This window comes from Flavobacterium sp., from assembly GCF_027531905.1.
Lineage (GTDB): Bacteria > Bacteroidota > Bacteroidia > Flavobacteriales > Flavobacteriaceae > Flavobacterium.
Window position 1 is genome coordinate 58,879 of record NZ_JAPZSU010000002.1, and the last position, 19,492, is coordinate 78,370.

A 19,492-nucleotide genomic window follows, 5' to 3' on the forward strand; every position below is an offset into this window, starting at 1 on the left:
TTATTTATGAATCATTATGAAACTGTTTTCATTTTAAATCCCGTTTTATCTGAGGTTCAGGTAAAGGAAACAGTAAGCAAATTTGAAGAATTTCTTACTAGTAGAGGAGCTGAAATGGTATCGAAAGAAGATTGGGGTCTTAAAAAAATGGCCTACGAAATTCAAAACAAAAAAAGTGGTTTTTACCATTTGTTCGAGTACAAAGTAGCTGGTGAAGTTCTTTTGCCATTTGAAACTGAGTTTAGACGTGACGAACGTGTAATGCGTTTTTTAACTGTAACTTTAGACAAACACGCTATCTCTTGGGCTGAAAGAAGAAGAGCAAAACTTAAATCTACTAAAGCTTAATCATCATGGCAACATTACAACAATCTGCTTCAGGAAAAAAAGACGGAGATATCAGATATCTTACTCCTTTAAACATCGAAATCAACAAAACTAAAAAGTATTGTCGTTTCAAAAAATCAGGAATCAAATATATCGATTATAAAGATGCTGATTTCTTATTGAAATTTGTAAATGAACAAGGTAAAATTTTACCTCGTCGTTTAACTGGTACTTCTTTAAAATACCAAAGAAAAGTGTCTGTAGCTGTGAAAAGAGCTCGTCACTTAGCTTTAATGCCATATGTGGCTGATTTACTTAAATAATTAATTAAAATAGTTGTTGGTTTTCGCTAAACGAAACCTAACTTCTCTAAATAAAGGACAACAACATGGAACTTATTTTAAGACAAGACGTTCAAAACTTAGGCTTTAAAGATGATATCGTAACTGTAAAAAATGGTTATGGTCGTAACTATTTAATTCCTCAAGGTTTTGCTCATTTAGCAACTGCTTCTGCAAAGAAAGTATTGGCTGAAAACCTAAAACAAAGAGCTCATAAAGAAGCTAAAATCGTTGCTGATGCTAAAGCTACTGCTGAAGCATTAAAAGCATTAGAAATTAAAATCGCTGCAAAAGCAGGTGGTGAGAAATTATTCGGTTCTATCACAAATATTGACATTGCTGCTGCTTTAGCTAACGCAGGTCAAGAAATTGATCGTAAATTCATCACTAGCGGTATCGTAAAACGTATCGGAAAATACAGTGCATCTATCCGTTTACACAGAGACGTAATTGTTGAAGTAGCATACGAAATTGTTGCTGAGAAAGCATAATTTTAATCTCCAAAATACTTTAAATCCCGATACGTTGAAGCAACGAAATCGGGATTTTTTTTATCCAAAAACTACAGACTTTTTTGTTTAAATTTTATAAAATGAAATATACAAGACTTACAAAGGAACAATTGGAAGAATTGCATCAAGAATTTACTACTTTTTTGGCAACTCAATCTATTGATAAAGCGGAATGGGATACCATTAAAAAAGAAAAACCAGAAGTAGCTGAACAAGAATTGGATGTTTTTTCAGATTTAATCTGGGAAGGCGTGCTTGCGAAAGCTCAGTTTTTGGAACATTTTTCAAAGAATCATATTTTTCTATTTCAATGCTTTGATACGGAAGTAAAATCAATAGTATTGAAATCTCTAGTGTCAGAAGTTGACTTTTTGACCAAAGAAGGGTTACAATGGCTTTCTGACAACATGTTTACAGAAACAATTGAAATGAAAGTGGGTAAAAAAGTATTTACTGAGGAACGAAATTATTCCTTGTTTCAATTGATTCAACAAGGGGCTTTTCTTAGTGATGGTCATTTGTTTAATCAAATTAATTCAATTATAGAATCGTAAAACTATTTTATAAAGTATAAATTGGCTATTTTAGTACCTTATTTGAAAAACTAAAATAGCCATTTTTATTTCATGAATATTCAAGATACGATTCAGCAGTTGCGTTCCGAATTAGACCAACACAATTATAATTATTATGTGTTGGATCAACCTCAAATTTCGGATTTCGAATTTGACCAAAAATTAAAAGAACTGCAAACTTTAGAAGCAGCACATCCCGAATTTTTTGATCCCAATTCTCCAACTCAAAGAGTAGGTGGGGCAATTACTAAAAACTTCCAAACGGTGGTGCACGATTACCGAATGTATTCTTTGGATAATTCGTATTCCAAAGAAGATGTAGTGGACTGGGAAACCCGAATTCAAAAGGTGTTGGGTAATGTTCCTGTTGACTATACTTGTGAATTAAAATACGATGGCGCTTCCATTAGCATCACCTATGAAAATGGTCAATTGGCTCGCGCTGTCACTCGTGGTGATGGTGTTCAGGGTGATGATGTGACGAATAATATCAAAACTATCAAATCAATTCCTTTGCAATTGAAAGGGAATTATCCTGCTCACTTTGCTATTCGCGGTGAAATCATCTTGCCTTTCGCTGGTTTTGAAAAAATGAACCAGGAATTGATTGAAATTGGCGAGACTCCTTATGCTAATCCTAGAAATACAGCTTCAGGAAGTTTAAAATTGCAAGATAGTTCAGAAGTAGCTAAGCGACCATTGGATTGTTTATTGTACTCTTTGGTTGGAAACAATTTGCCATTTCAATCACAGTTTGAAGGACTGCAAGCGGCCAGAGACTGGGGATTTAAAGCGCCAAAAGAAGCAAAATTGGCCAAAAACCTAGACGAAGTTTTTGAGTTTATTGCCTATTGGGATGTGCATCGTCACGAGCTTCCTTACGAAACAGATGGTGTAGTAATCAAAGTAAATGCTTTGTCGTATCAAGAGGAGTTAGGGTATACTGCAAAATCTCCTCGTTGGGCCATAGCTTATAAATTTAAATCAGAACAAGTTAGTACTCGATTAAATTCTATTTCGTATCAGGTAGGGCGTACAGGTGCCATTACACCAGTTGCGAATTTAGAGCCTGTACAATTGGCAGGAACTGTAGTCAAACGCGCTTCCTTGCATAACGCCGATCAGATAGAAAAATTGGATATCCGTATTGGAGACACGGTTTTTGTAGAAAAAGGTGGAGAGATAATTCCAAAAATCATTACTGTTGACTTCGAAAAGCGTCCTGAACATTCTGAAGTAACGCATTATATTACAAAATGCCCTGAATGCCAAACGGTTTTGGTTCGTTCTGAAGGTGAAGCCAATCATTATTGCCCTAATTTTTATGGTTGTCCCCCTCAAATCATAGGTAGAATTCAGCATTTTATTTCTCGTAAGGCAATGGATATTGAAGGTTTAGGAGGTGAAACAGTAGCTTTGTTGTACAATAACGGTTTGGTACATAACTATGCCGATTTGTATGATTTGACTGTGGAGCAAGTGTTACCGTTGGAACGAATGGCTCAGAAATCTGCAGAGAATTTAGTTAATGGTGTCGCTAAATCAAAAGAAATTCCTTTTGAAAGTGTTTTGTTTGCCCTGGGTATTCGCTTTGTTGGTGAAACGGTGGCTAAAAAATTGGCAAAGCATTATAAAACCATCACTGCTTTAGAAAAGGCTACGCTTGAAGATTTGATTTTGGTGGATGAGATTGGAGAACGTATTGCCAAAAGTGTAATCGAATTTTTTGCGAATGAAGAAAATATAGAAATTATCGAGCGTTTACGATCAAAAGGAGTTCAATTGGAAATTGTTGAAAAAGTAAATCCAAATGCTACAACTAAATTTTCAGGAAAGACCTTTGTAGTTTCAGGAGTTTTTGAGCAATTCTCTAGAGATGATTTAAAGAGAGCTATTGAAGATAATGGAGGAAAAGTAGGAAATTCTATCTCGTCTAAAACGGATTTTGTGGTGGCGGGAGATAATATGGGGCCTTCAAAATTAGAAAAAGCAACCAAATTGGGAATTACTATTGTTTCCGAAAAGGATTTTATCGAAATGCTTGAAGCATAGTTGGATAGGTTCTAATGAAAGCCTAACCTTGTTCTTTAGCCCCGATCGTAGTGGAAATCCTTTGTTGCCGGGTTTCGGCAGCAAAGATTATAGCGAAGAGCGGGACAACTGTTGTTGAAATGCAGATTGCGTCTGCTCCTGATAAAAAAACACCTTTTATTGATTTAAAAGGTGTTTTCGTATTTTGGTTTGGAAAGTTTTAGACTATGATTGCCTTTCCTTTGGCGATATTTTGCTTGTTATTGTCAAAATAGAAATCAATTCTTCCAAGATGAATTCCGTAACAACCTACTTGATTGACAAGTACTTCTTGGTTTGCTGCATTTTTTACAACGGTCGGCTTATCTAAAAAAGTATGTGTGTGTCCTCCAATAATCAAATCGATGTCTTGTGTTTTTTGCGCCAATTTTAAATCGGATATTTTGTTTTCGTCACTGTTTTTATATTGATACCCTAAGTGTGATAGACAAATAACCAAGTCGCATTTTTCGTCTTTTTTTAGGATTCGAGTCATGTCTTGAGCAATTTCTATCGGATCTAGGTAAACGGTTTCTTTGTAGTTTTTTTTATCAACCAAGCCTTGTAATTCTATTCCTAATCCGAAAACACCAATTTTGATTCCGTCTTTGTGAAAGATTTTGTAGGGTTTAATGTGAGTATCTAACGCAGTGTTTTTGAAATCATAATTGGCTGAAACGAAATCAAAATTGGCATGAGGCAATTGGGAATAAAAGCCCTCGATACCATTGTCAAAATCATGATTGCCTAATGTAGCGAGATCATATTTCATCATACTCATTAATTTTAACTCTAATTCTCCTCCATAGTAATTAAAATAAGGAGTTCCTTGGAACACATCTCCAGCATCTAATAGTAAAACGTTTGGGTTTTCTTTTCGTATTGATTCGATTAAAGCAGCTCTTCTGGATACGCCACCCATATTTGCATTTCTGGGGTCATCCGCAGGAAATGGATCGATGTGGCTATGAACGTCATTAGTATGTAGAATGGTTATTTTCTTTATTTCAGGCTTTGTAAAACTCATCAATGGTAAGCTTGGTAATGCTAATAATGCAGAACTCGCAGCTGTTTTTTGAATAAAATCTCTTCTTTTCATTTTTATGTTTTTTACAGCTTTGTGAAGCTTTATTTTTTTATTGATTTTTTTTTGAAGTTATTCTACGGTAATTCGTGTCTCTTTTAAAACGGGTATAGTTTTAATTTCTTTGAAATAATCTATAAGTACGTTACGTAATTTATAATTCAAGTCATACGTTTGGATTCCTTTTTGGAAAAAAGTCATGTCGTCTCCACCGTTGGCCAAGTAATCATTGGTACCTACAAAATATATTTTCGATATTTCTATTGGATTTCCTTGTATTTTGATGTCTTTGGGTTGGTTGTTTTTGTCAATTGTAAAAGTCAAACCAGATAATGGTTGCGCCTTTTGTGTTTTGATAAAATAACGAATCATGTCCATAACCGTCTCGCCGTTCATGGCAATTACTACCAAACTATTCTCGAATGGCATGATTTGAAATGCGGTACGAGGTGTTACGTCTCCTTTTGGTAAGGCAGCACGAATACCACCATGATTTAAAATACAAATATCAATTTTCTTTTTTTCGCGAGCATACAAAATAGTATTGCCACGAGCAACACAGGCATCAGCCATTAAATTTCCAAGTGTAGATTGCCATTTTCCAGTGCTTTTGTCCAAAGTTTCGGGACAATAGGCTAAAACGGTATTTAAATCTTTATCTATATTCTCTCTGTAAGGCGCAATATAATTGTCTATTTCAGGGTTTGTATTGTATGCTTTTGTTACTGGAATACGTTTTCCTTCTATTTTAGTAACCTTGTAGGAACTGGATGCACAGGAAAGAATTAAAAAAAATGTTAAGAATATAACAAAAAGTTTTAAAACACCATAATACTTTTTTAGATTTACCATTTGTAATGCGACTTTATTAATTAATTTTGAACCCCAGTAAAAGTAGTATGTTTTTCAATTATTTTAAAGATTATTTCTTAAAAAAGAAATTAAAAAGCAGTTTGTCAAATGCTGGAGTAGTGGCATCGAATAATAAAATTCAAACTATTGGAATTCTTGTAGATGAACGTTCTTTTTTTCAAACATTAGCATTAAAAGAAGCACTAATTGAACATAATTTTTTAGCAAAAAACATTTCAATACTCGCTTTTAGAGATCCTATCAAAGTTAAAGAAGAGAGTAGTTATCCAGTTTTTGGGTGGAAACACATTAATTGGAGTTTTCAAATTCAAGAAGCATTGGTGGTAGATTTTATACAAAATCCTTTCGATGTATTGTTGAGTTATTATGATGTTAATAATGGACTTTTGCAATGGATCACTTTGCAATCCAAAGCCTCTTTTAAAGTTGGTTTTTTTTCGGTAGACAAGCGCTTGAATAATATATTGATTAATACTCAAACCATGAATTACAAAGAATTCGTGCAAGAATTTGTTCGAGTTTTACAATTATTTAATAAAATTTAATACCATTATGCAAGCATTAATAGGCACCGGTGTTGCATTAATTACACCATTCAAATCAGATTTTTCAGTAGATGTAGAAGCGTTAAAAAGTATTGTAAACTTTTCAGTAGAAAATGGAATAGAATATCTGGTTGTAATGGGGACAACCGCAGAAAATGCAACCCTTAGTGCGGAAGAAAAAGAATTGGTTATCGAAACCGTTGTTGCTGTAAATAATGGTAGATTACCATTAGTTTTGGGAGTTGGAGGGAATAATACGATGCAAGTGGTTAATGAATTGAAAACAAGAGATTTTTCTGCTTTCGATGCCATTTTGTCGGTTTCACCTTATTACAACAAACCTACTCAAGAGGGGATTTATCAACATTTTAAAGCGGTTGCAGAAGCTTCTCCAATTCCAGTAGTTTTATATAATGTGCCAGGAAGAACTTCTAGCAATATGTTACCATCGACAGTAATTCGTTTAGCAAAAGATTTTTCAAATATTGTTGGAATAAAAGAAGCGGCAGGTGATTTGGTTCAAGCTATGAAAATTATACAACACAAACCCAAAGATTTTTTAGTTATTTCTGGTGATGATATGATTGCGTTGCCTATGGTTTTGGCTGGTGGAGCAGGAGTGATTTCAGTAATTGGTCAAGGTTTTCCAAAAGAATTTTCAGAAATGATTCGCCTTGGATTGAATAAAAAAGTAGATGCCGCTTTCGAAATTCAGTATAAAATTGCAGATAGTATTGATATGATTTTTGAACAAGGTAATCCTGCGGGAATAAAAGAAGTTTTCAAAGCTCTAGGAATTGCTGAAAACGTAGTGCGTTTACCTTTAGTTTCGGTAGATGAATCTCTCTCTGAAAGAATTCAAAAGTTTGTGAAAAATTTCTAAATTGAAACCCATAAAAAGTAAGTATTTTTTTAATCAAAAAATATATTTTGTATTCGCTAAATTAATAACTAAATTTGCCACCCAAAGTTGAGTTTGATTTATAACTATTTGGTGCTAAATTGTAATAAAAGTAAAAAAATAAATGAAGAAAATTATTGCATTATTTATTCTTGCCCTTGCTTTAGGTTCTTGTGGGGAATATCAAAAAGCGTTAAAAACTGAAGATATTGGGGTTAAGTATGAATTAGCAGAAAAGCTATACGATGCAGGGAAATATTCTAAAGCCATTCGACTTTTTGAGCAGATAGCTCCAGCTTACAGAGGAAAACCACAAGCTGAGAAAATGTTTTATATGTATTCTCAGTCCTATTATAAAACAAAACAATATTATTTAGCAGGATATCAATTTGAAAGTTTTGCTTCTAATTATCCAAGAAGCGAAAAAGTTCAAGAAGCGGCATATTTAGGCGCTAAATGTTACTCCATGCTTTCACCAGTGTATAGTTTGGATCAAACGGATACATTTAAAGCTATTGAAAAATTACAAGCGTTTATCGATAACTATCCAAGTTCAGAATATTTGCCTGAGGCTAATAAGACCATGCGTACTTTGAATGAAAAGATTGAGAAAAAAGTCTACGAAAATGCGATTGGTTACAATACGATTATGGATTATAAATCTGCTTTGATTGCTTTAGATAATTTTATAGCTGATTATCCTGGTACTCCTTTGAAAGAAAAGGCTTTATATTACAAATTAGATTCTTCCTATAACTTGGCAATTAATAGCGTTCCAGAGAAGATGCAAGAACGTTTGAATGTTGCAAAAGAAGCTTATACTGCTTTAATACGATATAAAGCAGATACTGAATACAAAGAAAAAGCCGATGATATGTTGGCTAGAATTGAAAAAGATTTACAAAAATTTACTAAATAAATAAAGTCATGGATTTAAAGAAGACGAATGCACCAGTAAATACAATTACCTACAATAAAACTGTAATTGAAGAACCAACTGGTAATGTATATGAAGCAATAACCATTATGGCTAAAAGAGCAAATCAAATCAATTCTGAAATTAAAAAAGAATTGACTGAAAAATTGGAAGAATTTGCTACATATAATGATAGTCTTGAAGAAGTTTTTGAAAATAAGGAACAAATTGAAGTTTCTAAATTTTACGAAAAATTACCAAAACCACATGCATTAGCAGTACAAGAGTGGTTAGATGGAAAAATCTATCACAGAGATTCTAACAAATAATAGTATTGATGTCTGTTTTAAAAGGCAAAAAGGTTTTACTAGGGATTTCTGGTGGAATTGCTGCCTATAAAACCGCTTCGTTAGTACGACTTTTTATCAAAGCAGGTGCACAGGTCCAAGTGATTATGACACCTGCTTCTAAGGATTTTGTAACTCCGTTAACATTGTCCGTATTATCTAAAAATCCTGTTTATTCAACTTTTTTTGACAAAGAAACTTCGGATGCAATCGTATCTCAAGACGACGCAAAAGAAATGTGGAATAATCATGTTGAGTTAGGACTATGGGCTGATATTATGCTTATTGCTCCTGCTACAGCCCATACCATGTCTAAAATGGCTAATGGCGTTTGTGATAATTTATTATTGGCAGTTTATCTTTCTGCTAAATGTCCTGTTTATTTTGCTCCTGCCATGGATTTGGACATGTATAAGCATCCTTCAACTGTAAATAGTTTTCAAAAATTACAAGAGTTTGGCAATGTAATGATACCAGCTGAAACTGGTGAATTAGCAAGTGGGCTTTCAGGTGAGGGACGAATGGCTGAGCCAGAAAACATAATAGCTTTTATTGAAACCGATATAGAAAAGCAATTGCCTTTGCATGGTAAGTCAATTTTGATTACAGCTGGGCCAACCTATGAGGCTATCGACCCAGTTCGTTTTATAGGGAATCATTCTTCCGGAAAAATGGGTTTTGATATTGCCAACAGAGCAGCCGAATTAGGCGCCAAGGTTTATCTTGTTTCAGGGCCAACGCATTGTAAACCATATTATTCTTCGATTACTGTTTTTCCTGTAGTTTCTGCGAAAGAAATGTATACTAAATGCCATGAGTTATACGATCAAGTCGATGTAGCTATTGCTGCTGCTGCTGTTGCTGATTATAGACCCAAAATAGTTGCTGAGCAAAAAATTAAAAAGACAGCAGATAATTTTGTAATAGAATTAGAGAAGACTCAAGATATTTTAGCTTCATTAGGAGCTGCTAAGGAGCATCAATTTTTGATAGGGTTTGCTTTAGAAACTGAAAATGAAATTGAAAACGCTACAATTAAAATTAAAAAAAAGAACTTAGATTTAATCGTTTTGAATTCTTTGCAAGATGAAGGAGCAGGTTTTGGTAAATCCACGAATAAGATTACCTTTATTGACAAGAATTTTACGGTGGAACCAATGGATTTGAAATCAAAATCTGCGGTTGCTATTGATATTATGGATAAAGTGTGTGCTTATTTTATTTAAATCCAAAGTTCTTTTAAATTGCATACTTTTTCAATTTATTAGTCGTTTCTAATCAAACAATACTTTTGCATATGTATAGATTTATAGGAGCCTTTTTCTTTATTTTGATTAACAATACCTTTTTGTATGCTCAACAATTAAATTGCTCGGTAGTTGTTAATGCTCAAAAGGTTGCAAATACCAATCAACAATTGATTAAGAATTTAGAATTAGCCTTAAATGAATTCGTAAACAAGACAGATTGGACAGGGCAAGCACTAAAGCAAAACGAGAAAATAAAATGCTCTATGTTTATAACCCTTTCGGCAGTGAACACAGATCAGTTTTCGGGTACTATTCAGGTACAATCTTCAAGATTAATTTATAATTCTACTTACAGTTCTCCTGTTTTTAATTTCAATGATAAAGATTTTAATTTTAAATATGTTGAATTCGAAAATTTAATCTTTAATCCTTCAGTTTTTGAATCCAATTTAGTTTCTGTTATTGCCTATTACAGTTATGTTATTTTGGGCTTAAATATGGATACTTTTCAATCTTTTGGTGGAAATGCTCATCTAGAAACGGCTCAGAATATCTTAAATGTAGCCCAACAAGGTGGTTATAAGGGCTGGAGTCAATCTGACGGTATACAAAATCGCTTTTTCTTAACTAATGACTTATTGTCTCCAACTTTTGCTCCGTATCGTCAAGCTTTGACAGATTACCACCAAGGACTGGATTTGATGAGTAGTGATTTGAAATCAGCTAAAGAAAAAATAAAAGCGGCTATTCTAAATTTATCAAAGATAAATCAAACCCGACCTAATGCCTTTTTAACTCGTGTGTTTTTTGATGCCAAAGCCGATGAAATAGTTTCAATCTTTTCTGGAGGTCCTAGTATTACTATTTCAGATTTAGTAGAAACATTAAACAAAATCTCTCCAATGAATGCAAGTAAATGGAGTCAAATTAAATACTGATAAATCCTCTTTTTTGCCTTATATTGGCGGCTTTATTTAATAGCTTTATTTAAAAATACATTTTAATGATTACGTCACTTTCTATCAAAAATTTTGCTTTAATAGATCAACTAACTATTGATTTTACAAAAGGTTTATCTATCATTACGGGTGAAACTGGAGCTGGTAAGTCTATAATTCTTGGAGCGCTTGGACTTGTTTTAGGAAAAAGAGCCGATTTGTCTTCTTTAAAAAATACGGATGAAAAATGTGTTATTGAGGCTCATTTCGAAATTTCGAAGTATAATTTATTGCCTTTTTTTGAGGCCAATGATTTAGATTACGAAGCAGAAACCATTATTCGCAGAGAAATATTACCATCAGGAAAATCGAGAGCTTTTATTAATGACAGCCCTGTGAATCTTCAAGAATTGCAGGAATTGAGCTTGTTTTTAATAGATATTCATTCACAGCAACAAACACAAGAGTTATCTGAAGAAGAAGTGCAGTTCAAAATTATTGATGCTATTGCTGATAATAAGAATGAGCTTGCGACTTACCAAGAGGTTTTGAAAAAATTTAAAGCCCAAAAAGCGCAATTGGTTACATTACAAAAAAAACAAGCTGAATCTCTTAAAGAACAAGAATATCATTCTTTTTTATTAGAAGAATTGTTGTCTTCTAAATTGGTTGATGGTGAACAAGAACAATTAGAAGCCGATTTTGAGCGCTTAAACAATGTTGAGACAATAAAAGAGGCTATTGATAAAAGCTTGCTGATAGCTAATGAAGAAGAGATTGGTGCTTTGCATCATTTGAAAGAAATTAAAAACGCGTTGCAACGAATCGCTCCCTTTGGTTCTAAGTATCAGGAATTGCTTGAGAGAATTAATAGTGTGATTATTGAGTTTGACGATATTAGCTTGGAGTTAAACCAACAAGCAGAACAATTACTAAATGATCCGGAAAAATTAGAATATACGAACCAAAAGTTGCAGTTGATTTATACCTTACAAAAAAAGCATCAGGTTAAAACGGTTGCAGAATTATTGGTGATTCAAAATGAGTTAGATCAGTCTTTAGTATCAATTAGCAACCTCGAATCTGAAATTGAAAAGCTGCATGAACTTATCACTAAAAATGAAGAAGAATTAGATACTTTGGCTCAATTAATTCATGAGAAAAGGCTAAAAGCAATTCCTGTTTTGACTGAAAAAATGATTCAGATTTTAGAAAAATTAGGAATGCCTAATGTGCGCTTTAAAATCGATTTAAAATTAGTAGCGAATTATTTTTCAAACGGCAAGGAGGAGTTGCAATTTTTATTTTCAGCGAACAAAGGAGGAGATTTTGGATTGCTTAGGAAAGTAGCTTCTGGTGGAGAAATGTCAAGAATTATGCTGGCTGTAAAAGCTATTTTGGCACAATATTCTAAATTGCCTACGTTGATTTTTGATGAAATAGACACGGGTGTTTCTGGCGAAATTGCTATTCGTATGGGTGAGATTATGAAACAAATGAGTGCCAATATGCAAGTTTTTGCGATTACTCATTTACCACAAATTGCTGCCAAAGGAGATTCACATTTCAAGGTAGCTAAAACTACAGTAGGTGAGGTGACTAACTCTGAATTGAAGTTGCTGACTGAAGACGAACGAGTACTTGAAATTGCGCAAATGTTGTCTGGAACTGTAGTTTCAGAATCTGCCTTAAATCACGCCAAAGCCTTGCTGAACTAAAAAAATGGGCTATATTTGTTCACTCAAAAATAGACCAATACTCAAAAAAAAAACACTAATCACTTTTTTTATTTTTATAAAAAATAAATTTCAATACTATGATTATAGAACCTAGAATGAGAGGATTTATTTGTTTGACATCTCACCCTGATGGATGCGAGCAAAATGTAAAAAATCAAATCGAATACATCAAATCTAAAGGCACAATTGAAGGTGCTAAAAAAGTACTAGTTATTGGTGCTTCTACTGGTTTTGGTTTAGCTTCAAGAATTACTAGTGCTTTCGGATCGAATGCTGCAACAATTGGTGTTTTCTTCGAAAAACCTGCTGCTGAAGGTAAAACTGCTTCACCAGGTTGGTACAATTCTGCCGCTTTTGAAAAAGAAGCACATAAAGCAGGTTTGTATGCCAAAAGTATTAATGGTGATGCTTTTTCTAATGAAGTAAAACAACAAACATTAGAGTTAATCAAAAAAGATTTAGGTCAAGTTGATTTGGTAGTGTATAGCTTAGCTTCTCCAGTTCGTCAACATCCAGTTACTGGAGTGTTGCATCGTTCTACTTTAAAACCAATTGGAGGGGTTTACTCTAATAAAACTGTTGATTTTCATTCTGGTAAAGTATCTGAAATTTCGATTCAACCTTGTGAAGGCGATGATATTGAAAATACTGTTGCTGTTATGGGAGGTGAAGATTGGTCGATGTGGATTGAGGCTTTAAAAGCAGAAAATTTATTAGCAGAAGGAGCTATGACTGTTGCTTATTCTTATATCGGTCCTTCATTGACAGAAGCGGTTTATAGAAAAGGAACCATAGGTCGTGCAAAAGATCATCTAGAGGCTACAGCATTTACAATTACAGGAAGTTTGAAAGATGTTAAAGGAAAAGCGTTTGTGTCTGTAAATAAAGCATTGGTAACTCAAGCAAGCTCAGCTATTCCCGTAATTCCGTTATATATTTCATTATTGTACAAAATCATGAAAGAAAAAGGAATTCATGAAGGTTGTATTGAGCAAATTCAGCGTTTGTATAGCGAACGCTTATATACTAATGAAGGGATTGCTACCGATGAAAAAGGACGTATTCGTATCGATGATTGGGAAATGAGAGAAGATGTTCAGGAACTAGTAGCTAAGTTGTGGCCTGAGGCTACTACCGAAAATCTAGCCGAAATTGGTGATCTTGCAGGATACCGTCATGATTTTTATAATCTTTTTGGTTTTGAATTTGATGGTGTGGATTATCAAGCGGATGCAAACGAGTTGGTGAATGTGCCAAGTATAGCGTAATACAAATAAAAATTGCAAACACCTTATTTTTGTTTTATTTTTAATAAAATATAAAATAAGGTGTTTTTTTATATATAAAATTAATGTCATGTATAATTTATTAAAAGGAAAAAGAGGGATTATTTTTGGAGCTTTAGATGAGAATTCTATTGCTTGGAAGACAGCTGAACGTGTTCATGAAGAAGGAGGTATTTTTGTATTGACTAATGCTCCTGCCTCCATTCGATTGGGAAATATTGATGACCTAGCTTTGAAAACTGGCGCTACGGTAATTCCTGCTGATGCAACCTCGGTTTCTGATTTAGAAAATTTAGTGGATCAAGCCATGATAATTCTTGGAGGGAAAATAGATTTTGTATTGCATTCCATCGGGATGTCGGTAAATGTGCGTAAAGGCAATCATTACACCAATCAAAATTATGATTTTACCGAAAAAGGTTGGAATGTTTCGGCGGTTTCTTTTCATAAAGTGCTTCAAGTTTTATATCATAAAGAGGCTATGAATGAATGGGGGAGTATCGTAGCATTGTCCTATATGGCTGCGCAACGGGTTTTTCCAGATTATAATGATATGGCTGATAATAAAGCTTTTTTAGAGTCTATTGCTAGAAGTTTTGGTTACTTTTTTGGAAAAAAATCAAAAGTTCGGGTAAATACTGTTTCGCAATCTCCAACGGCTACCAAAGCGGGTCATGGGGTAAAAGGCTTTAAAGGTTTTATTACTTATGCTGAAAAGATGTCACCTTTAGGAAATGCATCGGCATTAGATTGTGCCAATTATACGGTTACTCTGTTTTCAGATTTGACTCGAAAAGTTACTTTGCAAAATTTAATGCACGATGGTGGTTTTTCTAATGTAGGAGTGAGTCAGGAAATAATGGAAATGTTTGAATAAATAGTATCTTTGCAACTAAAATTTGAAACAGCATTAATTTTAACACCACTTTTTTTCTATGTTTTTTTCTTTAATAATTCCAGTATATAACCGACCGGATGAAGTAGATGAACTTTTAATGAGTTTGTCACAAATGCAGTATCATGATGTATACGAAATAGTTATTGTTGAAGATGGATCTACAATCAAATGCCAAGAAGTACTAGAAAAGTATGCCGATAAATTGAATATCTCTTATTATTTTAAACCTAATTCTGGCCCAGGAGATTCAAGAAATTTTGGTATGGAAAAAGCAAGAGGAAATTATTTTATTATTTTCGATTCGGATTGTATTATTCCGGCTAATTATTTGAAAGAAGTTGAAGCATCACTTAATACAGCTTATGTGGATTGTTTTGGTGGACCAGATAAAGCACTAGATAGTTTTTCAGATATTCAAAAGGCCATTAATTTTGCAATGACTTCTTTCTTAACAACAGGTGGAATTCGCGGTGGCTCAGAGAAAATTGGAAAATTCCAACCTCGAAGCTTTAATATGGGTTTATCACGTAAAGCTTTCGAAATTTCAAAAGGATTCGGCAACATACATCCTGGTGAAGATCCAGATTTATCCATTCGTTTATGGGAATTAGGTTTTGAAACCAAATTAATTCCAAATGCTTATGTGTACCACAAACGACGCATTGACTGGGACAAATTTTCCATTCAAGTCAATAAGTTTGGAAAAGCAAGACCTATTTTGAACAGTTGGTATCCCAAATACAATAAACTGACTTTCTTTTTTCCGAGTTTTTTTATTTTAGGATTGGGCTTCTCTGTATTTATGTATTTGTTTAGCCAAAATTTTGATTTCTTATTGCAGCTGTATTTCCTATATTTTATTATAATCTTTATAACTTCTTCTATTCAAAATAAGAATTTAAAAATTGGTTATCTTTCTATGGTGGCGGTCTGGAAACAATTTTGGGGATACGGAACAGGTTTTTTAGCATCCTTCATTAAAGTTATTATTTTGAAGCAAAAACCACAAGAAGCCTTTCCTGAATTATTTTTTAAAGTATAATGACTAAAATTATCGGTTTAACAGGAGGTATTGGTAGCGGAAAAACTACAGTAGCTAATTATTTTAAAGAATTAGGCGTGCCCGTTTATATTGCTGATGATGCAGCCAAAGAAGTCATGCAAACTGAAACAATCCTTGCAGAAATTAGAAAATCATTTGGAGATACTGTTTTTGAGGACAAAACTTTAATTCGACAAAAATTAGCAGCAATAGTATTTTCAGATCAAGAAAAATTGCAGGTACTTAATGCAATTGTTCATCCTGCTGTGGCTCAACATTTCAAAACTTGGTTATCAAATCACTCTAAATCTTCTTTTGTTATTTATGAAGCTGCGATACTGTTTGAGAGTGGGGGAGATAAAAAATGTGACAAAGTTATCACGGTTACTGCTCCAGAATCCATTAGGATTGAACGTGTGATTGGTCGTGATGCGACTTCAAAAGAGCAAGTGCTTCAACGAATTAATTCGCAATGGACAGACGCTAAACGTATTAATAAAAGTGATTTTGTGATCGAAAACATTGATTTTGATAAAACTAAGGCACAAATTGTTAAAATTCTTAAAATTTTGTAGAAAAAACAATTTAAGGATATAATGTTAATATTTGGTTAATACATTATTTATTATATTGTTAAAATGTTAATTTTGTGGCATGAATAGAATGTTTTTTAGATTGTTGGTACTGTTAATGAGTCTATCCCTTATCGGGATAATTCTTGTGCAGGTTTATTGGTTTAACTCCTCTTTTAACAATAATGATGAACAATTCAAATTTCATGTAAAACAAGTTATTGGAAACGTTGCTGAAAAATTAGAAAAGCAAGAAGCTTATAATTTCTATGATAGATATAATAAATTAAAAGATAGTACTGGTCGAATTCCACAAAGAGAAGATATTATGGAATTCACCTTGGTTCAAAAAAATAAGAAAACCAATAAAACTATTGTTTATTCCAATAGCATTATCTCAGAAGATTATAAAATAAATCCATCGTTCTCTAATAGAAAAAAAGACGATTTAAAGTTTAAGAATTTTAATTCAAAGAGAACTACTGAGGTTTATAATAATAATAGTATTGATAATTCGGGGTATCAGAAAAGTTTAATTCCAGATGTTAAAATTGAAAAATCAGGAAATTTAGATATTCTTGATAATGCTCAGTTCGAGATTTCATATAAAGATATTGCTTCGGCTATGCCAATTCAAGAAAGAGTATCTAATGATGTGCTTACTAAGTTGATTAAGAAAGAATTAGATGAGAATGGTGTCGATACGCATTTTGAGTTTGGCGTTTATAGCAATGGTTTGGCTACCAAAATACGTTCTGAAAATTTTAGTTACGATAAAGACGCCACTTATTCAACACCAATTTTTACAGACAATGAAGGCGCAGAGAAGTACAAGCTTTTAGTAACTTTTCCAAATAAAAAGAAATTTTTACTGTCTCAATTAGTTAGTATCACGGTTTTGTCGATCATTTTTACGTTGATTATTCTAATTGCTTATACCTCTGCTTTGAATCAGTTAATTAGACAACGTCAAATTTCTGAGATTAAAACGGATTTTATTAACAACATGACTCATGAGTTTAAAACACCTATTGCTACTATAAATTTAGCTTTAGATGCGATACGGAATCCTAAGATAATTGATGATAAAGAAAAAGTCTTTAAATATCTCCAAATGATTCGGGAGGAAAATAAAAGAATGCATGCCCAAGTTGAGAATGTACTTAGGATTTCAAAATTAGAAAAGAAAGAGCTAGACATTATTAAAGAACCTATCGACGCTCAAGAGGTTATAGAAGATGCAATCGAACATGTAAACTTGATTCTGGAAGATAGAGAAGGAACTATAGATTTACATTTTGCAGCCACAAGAACCACGGTTTTATTGAATGATTTTCATTTTACAAATGTTATTGTGAACATTTTAGAAAATGCTATAAAATACACGCCAGGTATTCCTAAAATTGAAATTTTTACTGAAAATATCAAAGATATGCTTTTGATAAAAGTAAAAGATAACGGCTTAGGAATGAGTAAAGTAGCTCAAAAAAGAGTGTTTGAAAAGTTTTATAGAGAACATACAGGTGATTTACATAATGTTAAAGGACATGGTCTAGGTTTAGCTTATGTAAAACAAATAGTTGAAGACCATAATGGTCAGGTTTATGTAGAAAGCGAAAAGGGTAAAGGAAGTACCTTTATCATAAAAATACCACTAATAAATTAGCAAATGGAAAATGTAAATAAAAAAATTCTACTAGTAGAAGACGATTTGAATTTTGGAGCGGTTTTAAAAGATTATTTAATGCTAAATGACTTTGAAGTTGTTTTAGCAAAAAACGGAATGGAAGGTTTTGAAAAATTTAAGAAAGACAATTATGATCTTTGTATCTTAGATGTGATGATGCCCTACAAAGATGGATACACGCTTGCCAAAGAAATACGTGAGAAAAACAGTGAAGTGCCAATTATTTTCTTAACTGCAAAAACGATGAAAGAAGATGTAATGAAAGGCTACAAAGCAGGTGCGGATGATTACCTAAACAAACCTTTTGATTCTGAAGTGTTGTTGATGAAAATAAAAGCCATCATTCAAAGAAAATCTTCTGAAGTGAAAACCGATCAAGTGCAGTTCGAATTCAATATTGGAAAATTTCATTTGAATTCAAAATTGAGATTTTTGACTTTCCAAAATGAAGAGCCAATCAAATTATCTCCAAAAGAAAACGAATTGCTTAAAATGCTTATTCTTCACGAAAATGACTTAATGCCAAGAGAATTAGCGTTGACTAAAATTTGGAGAGATGACAACTATTTTACTTCAAGAAGTATGGATGTTTACATCGCAAAATTGAGAAAATACCTAAAACCGGACGAAGATGTTGAAATTTTAAACATACATGGTGAAGGATTTAGACTAGTAGTAAAAAACAATACTACAGCATAGTAAACAAAAAAAAGCTTCGAAATTTTCGAAGCTTTTTTATTTAAAATGCAATTGCAAGGCAAAACAGGTTTTGTTTTCCTTAGTAATAGAGAAAATAGTAGCTTCCTCTTTTAAATTTTCATGAATTTGAACAGTATCATTTAGTGATAATTCTTTTAAAAAATTCATTTCAAAACTAGCCACTTTTTGTTTTAGCAACAATTTTGGCTCAACCAAATCCAAACACCATTCTAGATATTTGACATTATTAGCATGATTCACGATGTCTAAATCCGAGAGACAAACCGTTTTCGCAAACAAAATCTCTTTTTCGTGATGTATGTCTATTTTAGAGAATGCATTTCTAGTAGCCTTTCTATCAGGATACAATTCAAAATGTTCATAAGGTAAGCCCAATGCCTCAGGACGACGTTTTAGGGTATTAAAAACCGCCCAAAAGGTCTCTGAACCCACTATTTTCTTTCCATTTACATGCACTTCCAAAGCTCTTACCGAACGTGAGTTTTCCAAAGAATTAATCCAAGTGGTCACCGTAACCGTGTCACCCCATTTCGGTAAAGCCTCGATTTCTACACGCATTCTGCTCAAAACCCAAGCTTGATGAAATTCTTGCATATCGGCAAAACTAATGCCTCCAAGTTCTGAGTGGGCTGCAGCGGTTAATTGGAGCAAATTACACAATTCGGTATATTTTAAATATCCATTGGGCGCACATTGCGTAAAATTGATTTCCCAGTTTTTTGATAAAATCGAAGTGAAATTAGGAGATATAGGCATTTAAAAAAGGGATTAAGATGTAAATAAAGAGTGTTTGTAAAATTTAGTAGCGAATCATCTGGTATTTTCAGGCAACAACATTCCCGCCATCATTCCTAAACTTGCCCACCGAA

The 19,492-nt window shown here is 33.2% G+C and carries 21 protein-coding genes; 18 read left to right on the forward strand and 3 right to left on the reverse strand.

The window, feature by feature from the left end; translation table 11 throughout:
- The first annotated feature begins 6 nt into the window (after positions 1–6).
- The 5 genes from rpsF (at position 7) to ligA (ending at position 3,807) form a co-directional block, all read left to right on the forward strand.
- Positions 7–348: a 30S ribosomal protein S6 gene (gene rpsF / locus O9307_RS00435; RefSeq protein ID WP_024982098.1), complete on the forward strand. Its 342-nt coding sequence runs from the start codon at positions 7–9 to the stop codon at positions 346–348.
- Positions 349–353: 5 nt separating this feature from the next.
- Complete coding sequence (gene rpsR / locus O9307_RS00440) at positions 354–650, forward strand: 30S ribosomal protein S18 (protein WP_024982097.1); 297 nt, start codon at positions 354–356, stop codon at positions 648–650.
- Between the two features lie 65 nt (positions 651–715).
- A complete protein-coding gene (rplI, locus tag O9307_RS00445; protein ID WP_298294060.1) occupies positions 716–1,159 on the forward strand; it encodes a 50S ribosomal protein L9 in 444 nt (147 codons plus the stop codon).
- A 101-nt stretch (positions 1,160–1,260) separates the two neighbouring features.
- Positions 1,261–1,734 (forward strand): DUF6495 family protein, encoded by a 474-nt coding sequence (locus tag O9307_RS00450; protein ID WP_298294063.1) that lies wholly within the window; start codon positions 1,261–1,263, stop codon positions 1,732–1,734.
- Between the two features lie 72 nt (positions 1,735–1,806).
- Positions 1,807–3,807 carry an NAD-dependent DNA ligase LigA gene (gene ligA / locus O9307_RS00455; RefSeq protein WP_298294066.1) on the forward strand — a complete coding sequence of 667 codons (2,001 nt, stop codon included), beginning with the start codon at positions 1,807–1,809 and terminating at the stop codon, positions 3,805–3,807.
- A gap of 199 nt (positions 3,808–4,006) precedes the next feature.
- On the opposite strand, the gene O9307_RS00460 is transcribed toward ligA, so the two are convergent.
- Positions 4,007–4,924, reverse strand: coding sequence for a metallophosphatase (locus O9307_RS00460; RefSeq protein WP_298294068.1), 918 nt, complete (start codon positions 4,922–4,924; stop codon positions 4,007–4,009).
- Between the two features lie 57 nt (positions 4,925–4,981).
- Positions 4,982–5,761, reverse strand: coding sequence for a 5'-nucleotidase (locus O9307_RS00465; protein ID WP_298294071.1), 780 nt, complete (start codon positions 5,759–5,761; stop codon positions 4,982–4,984).
- Between the two features lie 47 nt (positions 5,762–5,808).
- Here O9307_RS00465 and O9307_RS00470 point away from each other — a divergent pair, with 47 nt between their 5' ends.
- From O9307_RS00470 to O9307_RS00530, 13 genes are all read left to right on the forward strand, one after another.
- On the forward strand, positions 5,809–6,327 hold the full coding sequence (locus tag O9307_RS00470) for a hypothetical protein (protein WP_298294074.1): 519 nt from the start codon (positions 5,809–5,811) through the stop codon (positions 6,325–6,327).
- A gap of 7 nt (positions 6,328–6,334) precedes the next feature.
- The gene (gene dapA, locus O9307_RS00475; RefSeq protein ID WP_298294077.1) at positions 6,335–7,210 is read left to right on the forward strand and encodes a 4-hydroxy-tetrahydrodipicolinate synthase; all 876 of its coding nucleotides are present in this window, start codon (positions 6,335–6,337) and stop codon (positions 7,208–7,210) included.
- A gap of 142 nt (positions 7,211–7,352) precedes the next feature.
- A complete protein-coding gene (gene bamD / locus O9307_RS00480) occupies positions 7,353–8,147 on the forward strand; it encodes an outer membrane protein assembly factor BamD (protein WP_298294079.1) in 795 nt (264 codons plus the stop codon).
- Between the two features lie 8 nt (positions 8,148–8,155).
- Entirely contained in the window at positions 8,156–8,473 is a 318-nt protein-coding gene (locus tag O9307_RS00485) for a DNA-directed RNA polymerase subunit omega (protein WP_026709525.1), read from the forward strand.
- 8 nt (positions 8,474–8,481) lie between these two features.
- Positions 8,482–9,717 carry a bifunctional phosphopantothenoylcysteine decarboxylase/phosphopantothenate--cysteine ligase CoaBC gene (gene coaBC, locus O9307_RS00490; RefSeq protein ID WP_298294082.1) on the forward strand — a complete coding sequence of 412 codons (1,236 nt, stop codon included), beginning with the start codon at positions 8,482–8,484 and terminating at the stop codon, positions 9,715–9,717.
- Between the two features lie 71 nt (positions 9,718–9,788).
- On the forward strand, positions 9,789–10,679 hold the full coding sequence (locus tag O9307_RS00495; protein WP_298294085.1) for a DUF4835 family protein: 891 nt from the start codon (positions 9,789–9,791) through the stop codon (positions 10,677–10,679).
- 65 nt (positions 10,680–10,744) lie between these two features.
- Positions 10,745–12,397, forward strand: a complete 1,653-nt coding sequence (gene recN / locus O9307_RS00500; protein ID WP_298294088.1) for a DNA repair protein RecN — start codon at positions 10,745–10,747, stop codon at positions 12,395–12,397.
- Positions 12,398–12,495: 98 nt separating this feature from the next.
- The gene (fabV, locus tag O9307_RS00505; RefSeq protein ID WP_298294091.1) at positions 12,496–13,686 is read left to right on the forward strand and encodes an enoyl-ACP reductase FabV; all 1,191 of its coding nucleotides are present in this window, start codon (positions 12,496–12,498) and stop codon (positions 13,684–13,686) included.
- An 88-nt stretch (positions 13,687–13,774) separates the two neighbouring features.
- Entirely contained in the window at positions 13,775–14,581 is an 807-nt protein-coding gene (locus O9307_RS00510) for an SDR family oxidoreductase (RefSeq protein WP_298294095.1), read from the forward strand.
- A 58-nt stretch (positions 14,582–14,639) separates the two neighbouring features.
- The gene (locus O9307_RS00515) at positions 14,640–15,644 is read left to right on the forward strand and encodes a glycosyltransferase (RefSeq protein ID WP_298294098.1); all 1,005 of its coding nucleotides are present in this window, start codon (positions 14,640–14,642) and stop codon (positions 15,642–15,644) included.
- A complete protein-coding gene (coaE, locus tag O9307_RS00520; protein WP_298294101.1) occupies positions 15,644–16,219 on the forward strand; it encodes a dephospho-CoA kinase in 576 nt (191 codons plus the stop codon). The genes O9307_RS00515 and coaE overlap by 1 nt, the downstream gene beginning before the upstream one ends.
- A 79-nt stretch (positions 16,220–16,298) precedes the next feature.
- On the forward strand, positions 16,299–17,882 hold the full coding sequence (locus O9307_RS00525; protein WP_298294104.1) for a HAMP domain-containing sensor histidine kinase: 1,584 nt from the start codon (positions 16,299–16,301) through the stop codon (positions 17,880–17,882).
- Positions 17,883–17,885: 3 nt separating this feature from the next.
- Positions 17,886–18,602 carry a response regulator transcription factor gene (locus O9307_RS00530; protein ID WP_298294107.1) on the forward strand — a complete coding sequence of 239 codons (717 nt, stop codon included), beginning with the start codon at positions 17,886–17,888 and terminating at the stop codon, positions 18,600–18,602.
- A 36-nt stretch (positions 18,603–18,638) separates the two neighbouring features.
- Here O9307_RS00530 and O9307_RS00535 read toward each other — a convergent pair whose 3' ends face one another.
- A complete protein-coding gene (locus O9307_RS00535; protein WP_298294110.1) occupies positions 18,639–19,379 on the reverse strand; it encodes an acyl-ACP thioesterase domain-containing protein in 741 nt (246 codons plus the stop codon).
- Positions 19,380–19,492 lie beyond the last annotated feature (113 nt).